The 14,611-nt window shown below is 64.3% G+C and carries 11 protein-coding genes and 1 CRISPR repeat array; all 11 genes read left to right on the plus strand.

Annotated elements, in window-relative coordinates; translation table 11 throughout:
- Positions 1-648 carry a type I-E CRISPR-associated protein Cas5/CasD gene (gene cas5e, locus AB5Y48_RS11415; protein WP_224161131.1) on the plus strand — a complete coding sequence of 216 codons (648 nt, stop codon included), beginning with the start codon at positions 1-3 and terminating at the stop codon, positions 646-648.
- A complete protein-coding gene (cas6e, locus tag AB5Y48_RS11420; protein WP_368164505.1) occupies positions 639-1,250 on the plus strand; it encodes a type I-E CRISPR-associated protein Cas6/Cse3/CasE in 612 nt (203 codons plus the stop codon). The genes cas5e and cas6e overlap by 10 nt, the downstream gene beginning before the upstream one ends.
- The gene (gene cas1e, locus AB5Y48_RS11425) at positions 1,250-2,164 is read left to right on the plus strand and encodes a type I-E CRISPR-associated endonuclease Cas1e (protein ID WP_368164507.1); all 915 of its coding nucleotides are present in this window, start codon (positions 1,250-1,252) and stop codon (positions 2,162-2,164) included. Before cas6e ends, cas1e begins: the two co-directional genes overlap by 1 nt.
- The gene (gene cas2e / locus AB5Y48_RS11430; protein ID WP_224161128.1) at positions 2,164-2,457 is read left to right on the plus strand and encodes a type I-E CRISPR-associated endoribonuclease Cas2e; all 294 of its coding nucleotides are present in this window, start codon (positions 2,164-2,166) and stop codon (positions 2,455-2,457) included. The genes cas1e and cas2e overlap by 1 nt, the downstream gene beginning before the upstream one ends.
- Positions 2,458-2,541: 84 nt before the next feature.
- A CRISPR array of direct repeats spans positions 2,542-5,806; the repeat unit is 29 nt; unit sequence CTGTTCCCCGCGCCCGCGGGGATGAACCG.
- Positions 5,807-6,189: 383 nt separating this feature from the next.
- Entirely contained in the window at positions 6,190-7,377 is a 1,188-nt protein-coding gene (gene ygeW / locus AB5Y48_RS11435; RefSeq protein WP_060588309.1) for a knotted carbamoyltransferase YgeW, read from the plus strand.
- A 134-nt stretch (positions 7,378-7,511) separates the two neighbouring features.
- A complete protein-coding gene (gene dpaL / locus AB5Y48_RS11440) occupies positions 7,512-8,705 on the plus strand; it encodes a diaminopropionate ammonia-lyase (RefSeq protein ID WP_368164508.1) in 1,194 nt (397 codons plus the stop codon).
- Between the two features lie 90 nt (positions 8,706-8,795).
- A complete protein-coding gene (locus AB5Y48_RS11445; protein ID WP_060586922.1) occupies positions 8,796-10,013 on the plus strand; it encodes a YgeY family selenium metabolism-linked hydrolase in 1,218 nt (405 codons plus the stop codon).
- A 77-nt stretch (positions 10,014-10,090) separates the two neighbouring features.
- Positions 10,091-11,509 carry a dihydropyrimidinase gene (gene hydA / locus AB5Y48_RS11450; protein WP_368164511.1) on the plus strand — a complete coding sequence of 473 codons (1,419 nt, stop codon included), beginning with the start codon at positions 10,091-10,093 and terminating at the stop codon, positions 11,507-11,509.
- Positions 11,506-12,438 carry a carbamate kinase gene (arcC, locus tag AB5Y48_RS11455; protein ID WP_050667870.1) on the plus strand — a complete coding sequence of 311 codons (933 nt, stop codon included), beginning with the start codon at positions 11,506-11,508 and terminating at the stop codon, positions 12,436-12,438. Before hydA ends, arcC begins: the two co-directional genes overlap by 4 nt.
- 117 nt (positions 12,439-12,555) lie before the next feature.
- Positions 12,556-13,431, plus strand: a complete 876-nt coding sequence (locus AB5Y48_RS11460) for a DMT family transporter (RefSeq protein WP_368164514.1) — start codon at positions 12,556-12,558, stop codon at positions 13,429-13,431.
- A gap of 259 nt (positions 13,432-13,690) precedes the next feature.
- Complete coding sequence (gene hcp1, locus AB5Y48_RS11465; RefSeq protein ID WP_050664774.1) at positions 13,691-14,209, plus strand: type VI secretion system effector Hcp1; 519 nt, start codon at positions 13,691-13,693, stop codon at positions 14,207-14,209.
- Positions 14,210-14,611 lie beyond the last annotated feature (402 nt).

Here is a 14,611-nt window from a genome sequence, read left to right on the forward strand (position 1 = left end):
ATGCCGACACTGCTACTGCGGCTGCAGGGGCCCCTGCAATCTTGGGGCACCACCAGCCGCTTCGATGAACGCGATACCCAGCTAGAGCCCTCCAAGTCGGGGGTGCTGGGGCTGGTCTGCGCCGCCCTGGGGCGGGATCGGAGCGAGCCGGTTGACGATCTCGCCGCCCTTATCATGGGTGTGCGAGTAGACAGGGAGGGGGTGGTACTGCGCGACTATCAGACCGCCACTGGCATCCTGAATGCGGCCGGTAAGGTCGACATGAATCGCACCGTGGTCAGCCCCCGCTACTACCTGAGCGATGCCGCCTTTCTGGTTGGCTTCGAGGGGGAGGCCACCCTGTTGACGTGTATTCACCAGGCGCTGCGCCACCCCCACTGGCCCTTGAGCCTGGGCCGAAAAGGGTGTCTGCCTTCACCGCCGGTTTACTTACCAGATGGCTTGCATGAGAGCGATCTCCTGACTGCCTTGCGCAACTATCCCGAGTTGAGCAAAGGGGCTGGGCGTCAGGTGCGCCGTCTGCTGCTCGAGGCCAGTGAAGGGGCAGTGCGACTCGACCAACCCATTGCCCCCTTTGCCGAGCGCCGCTTCGGGCCGCGTTTTGTTACCACCCAGCCCTTGGATCCGCAGGAGGTGCCATGTTCCTGAGCAAACTGATCCTCAACCCCAAAAGCCGGGAGGCGCGCCGGGATCTGGCCAATCCTTATGACCTGCATCGCACTCTGGCCCGGGCCTTCGCGCCCGATGAGCAGACGGCGCCGGAGCGATTCTTGTGGCGCCTCGAGCCCACGGCCAACTGGCAACAGCCACAGCTGTTGGTGCAGTCGCAAACCGCGGGTAACTGGGGGCCGCTGCGCGATCTTCCCTATTACCTGCAAGGAGAGGTGCAAGAGAAGCACTTTGCCCCCGAACTGTGGCTCGAACCTGAAGGCTCCTATCGCTTTCGCCTGCAGGCCAACCCAACCGTGACCCGGGATGGCAAGCGCCGGGGCCTGTGTCACGAGCAAGATCAGCTGGCCTGGCTCGCGCGCCAGGGCGATCGCCACGGTTTTACCCTGCTGCAGGCGCTGGTCAGCGGCTCAACCCTGCAGCAGGGACGTAAGGGAGATAGTCGCCTGAGCGTACTGACGGCGACCTTCGAGGGTTACTTAAGGGTGAACGACAGCCACGCCCTGTTGGCGGCGCTGCAAGGTGGGATTGGCCCGGCCAAGTCCCTGGGTTGTGGTCTGCTCTCACTGGGTAAAGCCTGATGTTGCCGCCCCTCAAGCCGCTACCCATCAAGGACCGCCGGGCCATGCTGTTTCTCAAATATGGCCAGCTCGATGTGATCGACGGTGCCTTTGTGCTGGTGGATAAAGAGGGGGTCCGCACCCACATCCCCATCGGCACCGTCGCCTGTTTGATGCTCGAACCCGGCACCCGGGTCTCGCACGCCGCCGTCAAGCTGGCGGCCACGGCGGGGACCCTGCTGGTCTGGGTGGGAGAGGCCGGGGTGCGCCTCTATGCAGCAGGCCAGCCGGGCGGAGCTCGCTCCGATCGGCTGCTCTATCAGGCCAAGCTGGCCCTCGACGAGGATCTGCGTCTCAAGGTGGTGCGCAAGATGTTTGAGCTGCGCTTTGGCGAGCCGCCCCCCAGCCGCCGCTCGGTGGATCAACTGCGCGGCATCGAAGGGGCGCGGGTGCGGGAGACCTACAAGCTGTTGGCTGCCCGCTATGGGGTGAAGTGGCAGGGGCGGCGCTATGACCCCAAGGACTGGGACAAGGGAGACTTGCCCAATCAATGCATCAGCGCGGCCACCTCCTGCCTCTATGGCATCACGGAGGCAGCCATCCTGGCGGCAGGCTATGCCCCCGCCATCGGCTTTATTCATAGCGGCAAGCCGCTCTCGTTTGTCTACGACATCGCCGACATCATCAAGTTTGAGACAGTGGTGCCCCAGGCCTTCGAGATTGCCGCGCGCGGCGACGCCAACCCGGATCGTGCAGTGCGCCTGGCTTGTCGTGACAGCTTTAACAAGCAGCGCACCCTGGAGAAACTCATCCCGCTTATCGAGGAGGTGCTCTCGGCCGGGGGCATCACCCCGCCCGACGCCCCCGCAGATGCCCAGCCCCCCGCCATTCCCGAACCCGCCGGCATGGGGGACGCCGGTCACAGGAGTCAGTGATGAGCATGCTGGTGGTGGTGACCGAAGATGTACCGCCGCGCTTGCGCGGCCGGCTCGCGGTCTGGTTACTCGAGGTGCGTGCCGGTGTCTACGTAGGCGATGTCTCGCGCCGGGTGCGCGAGATGATTTGGCAGCAGTGCGAGGCCTTGGTGGAGCAGGGCAATATCGTGATGGCCTGGCCTGCCAATAATGACTCGGGGTTTGACTTTCAAACCCTGGGCTCTAATCGAAGGGTGCCGGTGGACCTCGATGGTTGCCGATTGGTCTCTTTTCTACCCATTGAAAATCAATAGTTTAGCGTTCATTAACAATCTGGATTAGTCGGTGGCTTTTTTATGGTTGGAAAAAGCCATCAAAATCAATAGCATCTGTTAAGTCTGTTCCCCGCGCCCGCGGGGATGAACCGGTAGCGTGAGGATAGCGATATGGAATGGATTGCTGTTCCCCGCGCCCGCGGGGATGAACCGTTGCGGCGTCTGTTGCTGGGGCTAGTGATCCTCTGTTCCCCGCGCCCGCGGGGATGAACCGCTCGGTATACCCATCATCAAACACTTGCTTTGCTGTTCCCCGCGCCCGCGGGGATGAACCGGGTAACCACATAGCAGATTTAGTTGCCTACTGCCTGTTCCCCGCGCCCGCGGGGATGAACCGCGTCAGAGCTATGGCTCCCATCGTGGTGATGACTGTTCCCCGCGCCCGCGGGGATGAACCGGGTTTGCCCTGCTATAGGCCGTTGCCGGCGTACTGTTCCCCGCGCCCGCGGGGATGAACCGGGGTTGATGAGCATCACACCTCCACGATGAACCTGTTCCCCGCGCCCGCGGGGATGAACCGTGGGATGTTCTTTAACAAGCTGGACTGTACTCCTGTTCCCCGCGCCCGCGGGGATGAACCGCTCTCGATCGCCGGGAGCTGGAGCGGTGGTTCCTGTTCCCCGCGCCCGCGGGGATGAACCGAGCTTCACCGTGCGCGACTGGTGGGCGTTTGCCTGTTCCCCGCGCCCGCGGGGATGAACCGATCCGGCAGCTGCCGGACGACATCCGCAGCCACTGTTCCCCGCGCCCGCGGGGATGAACCGGGCCATCGCAATGCGCTGGTTGGTGGGCTGATCTGTTCCCCGCGCCCGCGGGGATGAACCGCGCGGAGACTTGGATAAAGCCGTGTCAATCTCTCTGTTCCCCGCGCCCGCGGGGATGAACCGTCCCTCCAGATCGAGCCGTCGCTCATGGAGCTCTGTTCCCCGCGCCCGCGGGGATGAACCGATGCAGGGGGCGTTTGTGGAGCGCGTCGAGCTCTGTTCCCCGCGCCCGCGGGGATGAACCGCAGGCGGGTGTCACCCTCTGGACGAAGCCATACTGTTCCCCGCGCCCGCGGGGATGAACCGGCCCGTGGATGGCGGTCGTGCCGAGTAAGCGCCTGTTCCCCGCGCCCGCGGGGATGAACCGGGGACGTCCTCGCCGTCATCGTCGACGAGCTCCTGTTCCCCGCGCCCGCGGGGATGAACCGCCTCTGGGTCGAATCCGCTTGTGGCGCACTTACTGTTCCCCGCGCCCGCGGGGATGAACCGTTGCCAGAATTGCCAGACAGCGAGATGTTTGCCTGTTCCCCGCGCCCGCGGGGATGAACCGACTTCCAACACCCTGAGCTTACTCTCCCGTACCCTGTTCCCCGCGCCCGCGGGGATGAACCGGCCTCACGCAATAGTCTGTCGTATTTGCGGGTCTGTTCCCCGCGCCCGCGGGGATGAACCGCGGATTTGATGAGGGGGGTCATGTCGGCCGGGCTGTTCCCCGCGCCCGCGGGGATGAACCGGCGGATAGCTGCGATTCGCGCTCTTCAGCCGACTGTTCCCCGCGCCCGCGGGGATGAACCGGAGTGAGGCAGGGCGTTCTGAGTACGCCTTTTCTGTTCCCCGCGCCCGCGGGGATGAACCGAACGCCCGTTTGGCCGACAGCCTGCGGCCCTACTGTTCCCCGCGCCCGCGGGGATGAACCGCCTCGTTGCTTAGACGGGGCAACCCTGGGGCCCTGTTCCCCGCGCCCGCGGGGATGAACCGCAGGCTGTCCAGGTTGTTGCGCCTGGCCGCGTCTGTTCCCCGCGCCCGCGGGGATGAACCGCGGGTCGATGGTGCCTTGGGATGGTGACTTGGCTGTTCCCCGCGCCCGCGGGGATGAACCGGACGCACAAATCGAGCAGTACCTGCGCTCGCCCTGTTCCCCGCGCCCGCGGGGATGAACCGCGAGGCCACATGCTCGGCATGGACAGACGAACCTGTTCCCCGCGCCCGCGGGGATGAACCGATTTTCGCCGCCTATGCGGCCACCGGCCGAGACTGTTCCCCGCGCCCGCGGGGATGAACCGCAGGGCAAAGAGGTGATGCGCAGCCTGCCGTTCTGTTCCCCGCGCCCGCGGGGATGAACCGGCGGCGGCCTAAGAGGTCAAACCCTCGACCATCTGTTCCCCGCGCCCGCGGGGATGAACCGATTGTGATGTTGGTCACGTTTCTTTCTTCTCCCTGTTCCCCGCGCCCGCGGGGATGAACCGATTCGCGAGCAGTATTGGGATAAATAATTCTCCTGTTCCCCGCGCCCGCGGGGATGAACCGCGGCGCAGCCGCGACGCCGATAACCCGATTTATCTGTTCCCCGCGCCCGCGGGGATGAACCGGATGCCAAGAATAAAAAAATGTGACGGCAGTCCTGTTCCCCGCGCCCGCGGGGATGAACCGGCATTGGCCATGGGATTGGGCATCCGACAGGACTGTTCCCCGCGCCCGCGGGGATGAACCGGGCGGCGCCGGTGACCTTGGTGGTGCCATGGCCTGTTCCCCGCGCCCGCGGGGATGAACCGGTATTGTTGCTTCCTTGGATACAGTCATTGTCCTGTTCCCCGCGCCCGCGGGGATGAACCGAAAATTCGCGGCCTGGCATGGGTCGCCCTGCCTGTTCCCCGCGCCCGCGGGGATGAACCGGAGATCGATCTGCTGGGCCGCCAGATGGAGCGCTGTTCCCCGCGCCCGCGGGGATGAACCGATGAACTTGCGCGGTTGTTTCAGCATCGCCAACTGTTCCCCGCGCCCGCGGGGATGAACCGGTTGCGCCCTGGATCAGGATGGTCGATTGCTGCTGTTCCCCGCGCCCGCGGGGATGAACCGATATCGCCGATTTCAATTGGACTTTTGCCGCCCTGTTCCCCGCGCCCGCGGGGATGAACCGAACGTGGTCGGCCCCGGCGGCTTGGGTGACGTCTGTTCCCCGCGCCCGCGGGGATGAACCGATCAGGAGTGCTGCAGGGGTTCCTCAGCAACACTGTTCCCCGCGCCCGCGGGGATGAACCGGGGGTATGGGATGCCGCCAAGCCGGGCAAGCCCTGTTCCCCGCGCCCGCGGGGATGAACCGCCGCTACTCGAACAACGGGTGGTGATGTCATCCTGTTCCCCGCGCCCGCGGGGATGAACCGCAGCAGATCCTGGCTGGCGTCGTCCTCTTCGACTGTTCCCCGCGCCCGCGGGGATGAACCGTGTGAGGCCACGGCGTCCGCACTCTTCCAGATCTGTTCCCCGCGCCCGCGGGGATGAACCGTACCCAGCACCAGGTTGCAACCGTCAGGGACTCGGTTCCCCGCGTTTGCGGGGATAAAGCGGGGCGCTTGGATATCATCCTGTGTCTTTCTCCCCCTCTCACCCCTCCCTTTATCAATCTGATAATCCCCGTCCGCTTTTTATCATTTTTGCCGCGCGCTGCTTCTGCTCACCTCTGCGGTGGGTGGGGGGAGGGGCGGCTTTTTTTCTGGCCGCTCCCCTGTTCCGGGGGGCGGGGCTGCCGGCGCGCAGGCGTTGTGTGAACCGGGTCACGGGAATGGGGGATGAGGGGAGGGGGAACGGTTATTTCGAGTGCTTGGCACGCTTATTGATTGCTCCTCATGGACCGCGCTTTCGAGTGTTCACCCCTTTTCATTGTGATGGTGGCATTCGTTATTAAAGAGAGAGCGACATCCATATTTTCATCCAATGAGTGGGGCGAATGATGAAAGACGTGAACCAGTTAATTAAAGAGATAAAAAACCTCAAGTCAGGGCTGCATGAAAAAGATTTTCTGCTGACCTGGGAGCAGACTCCCCAAGAGTTGGAGCTGGTATTGAAAATTGCCGAGGCACTCAAGACGCTGCGCGGCGAAAATATCGCAACCAGGCTCTTTAATAGCGGCCTTGGCATCTCGGTCTTTCGTGACAACTCCACCCGTACCCGCTTCTCCTACGCCTCTGCCCTGAACCTGCTCGGCCTGGCCCAGCAGGATCTGGACGAGGGCAAGTCCCAGATCGCCCACGGCGAGACGGTGCGTGAAACCGCCAACATGATCTCGTTTTGCGCCGATGCCATCGGCATTCGTGACGACATGTATCTCGGCGCCGGCAACGCCTATATGCGCGAAGTGGGCGCGGCGCTCGACGAAGGGTTCGAGAAGGGGGTGCTGCCCCAGCGTCCGGCCCTGGTGAACCTGCAGTGCGACATCGACCACCCGACCCAGTCCATGGCCGATCTGGCCTGGCTGCAGGAGCACTTCGGCAGCCTGGAAAACCTCAAGGGCAAGAAGATTGCCATGACCTGGGCCTACTCCCCCAGCTACGGCAAGCCGCTCTCTGTGCCGCAGGGCATCATAGGTCTGATGACCCGCTTCGGGATGGACGTGACCCTGGCTCATCCGGAAGGGTATGACCTGATCCCGGATGTGATCGAGGTGGCCAAAGAGAACGCCAAGGCCTCCGGTGGGAGCTTCCGTCAGGTCACCTCCATGGAGGAGGCGTTCAAGGATGCCGACATCGTCTATCCCAAGTCCTGGGCCCCCTACAAGGTGATGGAGCAGCGCACCGAGCTGCTGCGCGCCAATGACCATGCCGGTCTCAAGGAGCTGGAGAAACACTGTCTCGAGCAGAACGCCAAGCACAAGGATTGGCACTGCACCGAGGAGATGATGAAGCACACCAAGGGGGGCGAGGCACTCTATATGCACTGCCTGCCGGCGGATATTTCCGGTGTCTCCTGCAAGGAGGGGGAAGTGACCGAGGGGGTATTCGAGAAATACCGTATTGCCACGTACAAAGAGGCAAGCTGGAAGCCCTATATCATCGCGGCCATGATCGTCGCCCGTAAATTCTCCGCACCGGGTGAAACCCTTGAAGCGCTGCTCAAAGAGGCCCAGAAACGGGTCAAATAAATAACGAAAACAGGGGGCGGGAAATCGCTCTCCCGCCCCGGATTAACCATGGTGAGTCGTCTCCCCAGGGGGCCCGAATATCGCGGGTCGCCCGGCGAGGCCAGGCTCACTCAGGCTTGTTTTGCGAGGTACGCATGTCCCAATTTTCCCTGAAGATGGATATTGCCGATAACCGCTTTTTTACCGGTGAAACGTCCCCCCTCTTCTCCCGCGCCGAGGCCCAGAAGGCGCGCGCCTTCCACAAGAAACTGGCCGGCTACGAGCCAACGCCCCTGTGCGACCTGCAGGCCCTGGCCGCCTATGTGGGGGTGAAGCAGATCCTGGTCAAGGATGAGTCCAAACGCTTCGGCCTCAACGCCTTCAAGATGCTGGGCGGGGTCTACGCCATCGCCAACCTGCTGTGCAACAAGTTCGGGGTGGCGGTGGAGGAGTTCACCTTCGATCTCATCAAACGCACCATCAAGGAGCCCATGACCTTTGCCACCACCACCGATGGCAACCACGGTCGCGGCGTCGCCTGGGCCGCCAAACAGGTGGGCCAGCATGCGGTGGTCTACATGCCCAAGGGATCGGCCCAGGAGCGGGTGGATCACATCCTGAGCCTGGGGGCCGAGTGCATCGTCACCGACATGAACTACGACGACACCGTGCGCCTGACCATGAAGATGGCCGAGGAGCGCGGCTGGTACATAGTGCAGGACACCGCCTGGGAGGGGTACACCGAGATCCCCACCTGGATCATGCAAGGCTATTCCACCCTGGCCGACGAGGCGGTGGAGCAGATGCAGGAAATGGGCATACGGCAGCCCACCCATGTGCTGCTGCAGGCCGGTGTCGGGGCCTTGGCGGGCGGGGTGCTCGGCTATCTGGTGGACTGCTTCGGCGCCCGTGAGCTGCACAGCATCATCGTCGAGCCGGATCAGGCGGACTGCATCTACCGCTCCGGGGTCGCCGGGGAGATGGTCAACGTGGGGGGCGAGATGCGCACCATCATGGCCGGGCTCGCCTGCGGCGAACCCAACCCCCTCGGCTGGCCGCTGCTCAAGGACTGCGCCACCCAGTTTGTCTCCTGTCACGACAAGGTCTCGGCGCTCGGCATGCGGGTGCTTGGCAATCCGCTGGGTGAGGACTCGCGCATCGTCTCGGGTGAGTCGGGTGCCGTGGGGGCCGGGCTGCTGGTGGCGGTGCGCCACCATCCACAGCGCGAGGCCCTGATGGCGCGCCTGGGGCTTAACCAGGAGTCGGTGGTGCTGCTGGTCAACACCGAAGGGGACACCGACATGGCCCACTACCGGGAGGTGGTGTGGGAAGGCAAGCACCCCATCTGAGGGGTGAACGGGGCCTCCACCTCGGGGGCGAACAGATTGAGGGTGGCGCCCTGCGATGGCGCCGCCGGTTGACACAAGTTGGAGATGACGATGAGCAAGCAAATTCCGTTTGAAATGGTGCTGGAGCAGGCCCACAAGTATCGCGCCGAGATGAGCGCCTTCCTGCGTGACATGATCGCAATCCCGAGCGAGAGCTGCGACGAGGAGCGCGTGGTGCTGCGCATCAAGGAGGAGATGGAGAAGGTTGGCTTCGACAAGGTCGAGATCGATCCCATGGGCAACGTGCTCGGCTATATCGGCCACGGCCCGCACCTGATCGCCATGGATGCCCACATCGATACCGTGGGGGTCGGCAACATGGCCAACTGGAGCTTCGATCCCTATGAGGGGATGGAGGATCACGAGATCATCGGTGGCCGTGGCGCCTCGGATCAGGAGGGGGGCATGGCCTCCATGGTCTATGCGGGCAAGATCATCAAGGATCTGGGGCTCGAGGACAAATACACCCTGCTGGTGACCGGTACCGTGCAGGAGGAAGACTGCGACGGCCTCTGCTGGCAGTACATCATAGAGCAGAGCAAGATCCGCCCCGAGTTTGTGGTCAGCACCGAGCCGACCGACTGCAACATCTACCGCGGACAGCGTGGACGCATGGAGATCCGGGTCGAGGTGCAGGGGGTGAGCTGCCACGGCTCGGCGCCCGAGCGCGGCGACAACGCCATCTTCAAGATGGGCCCGATCCTGGGCGAGCTGCAGGCGCTCAGCCACCACCTTGCCGATGACGACTTCCTCGGCAAGGGGACCCTCACCGTCTCCGAGATCTTTTTCACGTCGCCAAGCCGCTGCGCCGTGGCCGACAGCTGCGCCGTCTCCATCGACCGTCGCCTCACCTGGGGCGAGACCTGGGAGGGGGCGCTCGATGAGATCCGCGCCCTGCCGGCGGTCAAGGCGGCCGGTGCCCGGGTCTCCATGTATCAATACGATCGCCCGGCCTACACCGGCCTGGTCTACCCCACCGAGTGCTACTTCCCGACCTGGAAGGTGGAAGAGGATCACATCACGGTCAAGACCCTGACTCGCGCCTACGAGGGGCTCTTTAACAAGAAGCCGCTGGTCGACAAGTGGACCTTCTCCACCAATGGCGTCTCCATCATGGGCCGCCACGGGATTCCGGTGATCGGCTTTGGCCCGGGCAAAGAGCCCGAGGCCCACGCCCCGAACGAGAAGACCTGGAAGGATCACCTGGTGAAGTGCGCCGCCATGTACGCCGTGATCCCCCTGCAATACCTCAGCGAGCTCGAGGGTTAGGCCTTTTTGAGTGACATCGGGCGCCAAGCCCTCTTGCCCCGCGGCGTGTCCGCGGGGCGTTGTGACAGGAGTCAGGGATGAGACGACTCATCATCAATGGCACTCTGGTCGACGAGGCGGGGGAGTATCGCGAGGATCTCCTCATCGAGGAGGGGGTGATCCGCGCCCGGGGCAGCGATCTGGTCGCCCCCGGTTGCGAGGTGATCGACGCCGCCGGCTGCTACGTCATGCCGGGGGGGATCGACGCCCACACCCACTTCAACATCGATGTGGGGATCGCCCGCAGCTGCGATGACTTTTACAGCGGCACCCGGGCCGCCGCCTGTGGCGGCACCACCTCCATCATCGACCACATGGGATTCGGGCCGGCGGGGTGCAATCTGCACCATCAGCTGGCCCTTTATCATGAGTACGCGGGCGGTCAGGCGGTGATCGACTACGGCTTTCACGGTGTGGTGCAGCACGTGGACGACGCCATCCTACATGAGATGGCCAGCATGGTGGAGGCGGGGGTGAGCAGCTTCAAGCTCTACCTCACCTACCAGTACAAGCTGGGGGACACAGACGTGCTGCGTGCGCTGACGCGCCTCAAAGAGGTGGGGGCATTGACCGCCGTCCACCCGGAGAATGACGCCGCCATCGCCGAGCGGCGTGCCGCCCTGCTCGCCGCCGGTCACACGGCCCCTTACTACCACGCCTTGAGTCGCCCCCTCGAGTGCGAGGCCGAGGCCATAGGGCGCATGATCAACCTGGCCCGGCTGGCCGGGGATGCCCCCCTCTATATCGTCCACCTCTCCAACGGCCTGGGGCTCGATTACCTCAAGCTGGCACGCCGTCAGGGGCAGCCGGTATGGGTCGAGACCTGCCCCCAGTATCTGCTGCTCGACGAGGAGTGTTACTTCCGCGAAAACGGCCTCGACTACCTGCTGAGCCCACCGCTGCGCCCCCGCAGCGAACTCGACAAGCTCTGGGTGGGCTTGACCGCGGGGGATATCGATACCCTGGCCACCGATCACTGCAGCTTCTCCCACGCCCAGCGCCTGGCCCTGTCGCGGGGGGATTTCAGCCGCTGCCCCAACGGGTTGCCGGGGGTGGAGAATCGCCTCCCCCTGCTCTTCTCGGAGGGGGTGATGACGGGGCGCATCACACCGTCGCGTTTCGTGGCACTCACCAGCGCCAACCCGGCTCGCCTGTTTGGCCTCTGGCCACGCAAGGGGAGCCTGAGTCTCGGCGCCGACGCCGATCTGGTGGTGATCGATCCCAGGGGCGAGCTGCGGATCGAACACAAGTATTTGCACGATAACGCCGACTACTCCCCCTACGAGGGGATGCGCTGCCGTGGCCAGTTGCGCCTCACCCTGAGTCGGGGTGAGGTGGTGGCCCGGGAGGGTGAGTTTGTCGGCAGACGCGGGGCGGGGCGCTTCCTGGCCCGCGATCCCTTCAATGCGGCCCTGGCCCCCGTGGCCGGGTCATCCCAACAGAGAGACGCAAGATGAAACAGAGAATCGTGGTGGCGCTCGGGGGCAATGCCCTGGGCAACAATCTGCCCGAGCAGATGAAGGCGGTGCAGGGGACGGCCCGGGTCATCGCCGGGCTTATCGCCGACGGTCACCAGGTGGTGCTTACCCATGGCAACGGCCCCCAGGTGGGGATGATCCAGCAGGCGTTCGAGGTGGCCGCCCGTCACGACCCCAAGGCGCCGCACCTGCCCATGTCGGTCTGCGTGGCCCTGAGCCAGGGCTATATCGGCTATGACCTGCAAAATGCCCTGCGCGAGGCGCTGCTCGAGTTGGGTCTGCCCACCCCGGTGGCGACCCTGGTGACCCAGGTCGAGGTGGACAAGAACGACCCCGCCTTCCAGGGCCCGAGCAAGCCCATCGGCGGCTTCTTCAGCAAGGAAGAGGCCGAGGCGCTGATGGCCAAGGGAGAGCGGCTCAAGGAGGACGCCGGCCGTGGCTATCGCCGGGTGGTCGCCTCGCCCAAGCCGGTCGACATCATCGAGAAAGAGACGGTGTGCGCCCTGCTGGCGGCCGGTCAGGTGGTGATCACCGCCGGCGGTGGCGGCATTCCCGTGCTGCGTGAGGGTAACCATCTGCGCGGGGCGAGCGCCGTCATCGACAAGGATTGGGCCAGCGCTCGCCTCGCCGAGCTCATCGATGCGGATCTCCTCATCATACTGACGGCGGTGGAGAAGGTGGCCATCCGCTTCGGCAAGCCCGATGTGCAGTGGCTCGATCGCCTCAGCGTCAGGGATGCGGCCAGCCTGATCGAGCAGGGGCACTTTGCCGCCGGCTCCATGCTGCCCAAGGTGGAGGCGGCGGTCTCGTTTGCCGCCTCCCGGCCGGGGCGCGAGTCCCTCATCACCCAGCTGGAGAAGGCGGCCGAGGGGATCGCCGGTCAGACCGGTACCCGCATCGCCCTCTAGTCTTGAGCCCGGGTCGGCAGAGGGGGCGCGTGCCCCCTCTGTGTTTTGGTGTACCCTGTGCCACCACACAGTTGATGTACCCCGCATGTGCACACCGGGGAGGAGAGAGGCGTGAAGATAAATCTGCCGGCCCTGGGGGGGCTGGTGCTGCTGACCGGGATCTGGAGCTACAGCTGGATCATGATGAAGCAGGTGACGGCCTATGCGGGGGCGTTCGACTTCACCGCCCTGCGCTGCCTGTTTGGGGCCCTGCTGTTGATGGGAGTGCTGCGCCTGCGCGGACGCCGTTATCTCAGACCCACCCCCTTTCGCTTCACCCTGGCCATCGCCCTGTTTCAGACCTGCGGCATGGTGGGGCTGGCCCAGTGGGCCCTGGTGAGCGGCGGGGCGGGCAAGGTGGCCATCTTGAGCTACACCATGCCGTTTTGGGTGGTGATCTTCGCCGCCCTCTTCCTCGGCGAGCGAATGGGACGGCTGCAATACCTGGCCGTGGCCCTGGCCGGCGCCGGCCTGATGCTGGTGATCGCCCCCTGGCAGATCGCGGCCGATTCGCTGGGCAGTGCCCTGCTGGCCATCGCCTCGGGCATCAGCTGGGGGATCAGCGCCATCGTGGTCAAGCGCCTCTACGCCCGCCACCCCGGGGTCGATCTGTTGGGTGTCACCGCCTGGCAGATGCTCTACGCCTCGGCCGTGATGGGGGTCATCGCCCTGCTGGTGCCCCAGCGCCCCATCGAGTGGCACCCCTACCTCTTCGGGGCCCTGGCCTACAGCGCCATCCTGGCCACGGCCCTGGCCTGGAGCCTCTGGCTGGTGGTGCTCAAGCACCTGCCGGCGGCCATCGCCAGCCTGAGCACCCTGTCGGTGCCGGTGTGCGGTGTGCTGCTCTCCTGGTGGCTGCTCGGGGAGAATCCTGGGGGAGTGGAGGGCAGTGGCATCGCCCTGATTGTGCTCGCCCTGCTGCTGATCGTGCTGGGCAGAAAGAGGACAGCCTGAGGCGACAGAACGGTTGTGAGCAGTGCATTGCTCTTTGCTGGGCAATAACTTGCTCAACGGGTGGAGTTATCATCTGCCGATGCAATGAATGTCAGAGCATGATCTCACTTTGCGCGATTTATTGCGTAGCCTGGGACGGTGGCTGGATGGGGTTGTATTTAATTCATTGATAATTATAGTGTTTTTTGTTTGGCATGGTCCCTGCTAAAGGTCAGGCCGAGAGATCTCTCACCCGACCCATTTATTGAGGAGCAATACCATGCCAACTCCGTGTTATATCAGCATCGAAGGCAAGACCCAGGGCAACATCACCGCTGGCGCCTTCACCTCCGAGTCCGTCGGTAACATCTTCGTGCAAGGCCACGAAGACGAGATGCTGGTTCAGGAATTCAACCACGTGGTGACCGTGCCGACCGATCCGCAATCCGGTCAGCCGGCTGGCCAGCGTGTGCACAAGCCCTTCAAGTTCACCGTCGCCCTGAACAAGGCCGTTCCCCTGATGTACAACGCCCTGGCCTCTGGCGAGATGCTGCCGAAGGTGACCCTGAAGTGGTACCGCACCTCCGTCGAGGGCAAGCAGGAGCACTTCTTCTCTACCGTGCTGACCGATGCCACCATCGTCGACATCGACTGCCAGATGCCCCACTGCCAGGATCCGGCGAAGTCTGACTTCACCCAGCTGATCCAGGTCTCCCTGGCCTATCGCAAGATCGACTGGGAGCACACCGTGGCCGGTACCTCCGGTGCCGACGACTGGCGTGCCCCGATCGAAGCGTAATCGCTTCACCCTCATTGAGTTATTCCTTGCAGTAGCCTGGGCCGCCTTGGGCGGCCCGTGCAATTTCCCCGGTCTGGTGTGCCGGCCGGGGCTTTTCTGTTTTGCCATCGCCCCGTCTGGCCTGCCGGCGCCAGGGCGTCGCGATGGCAAAGCAGTAAAGGGATGCCCCTGAATGCAGAGACCGTCAGCCTGTCACCCGTTTCCCCCTATCTTCGCCTGCCCTGGATGCACCGGAGAGGGCGGTAGCGTGGCGAGCGGGCGGCGGCTCCCGTTTGCCCAATTGAGCCGGGGCGCGATGGCGCGCGCCGCGAGAAGATGAAGAGAGGAAGGCCATGGCGAATCAAACCGGATTGCAGTTCACGGTCAAGGTGGGGGCGCTGCCCCCCGAGACCTTTGCGGTGG

The organism is Aeromonas sp. R6-2 (assembly GCF_040908155.1).
Classification (GTDB): Bacteria; Pseudomonadota; Gammaproteobacteria; order Enterobacterales; family Aeromonadaceae; genus Aeromonas; species Aeromonas schubertii.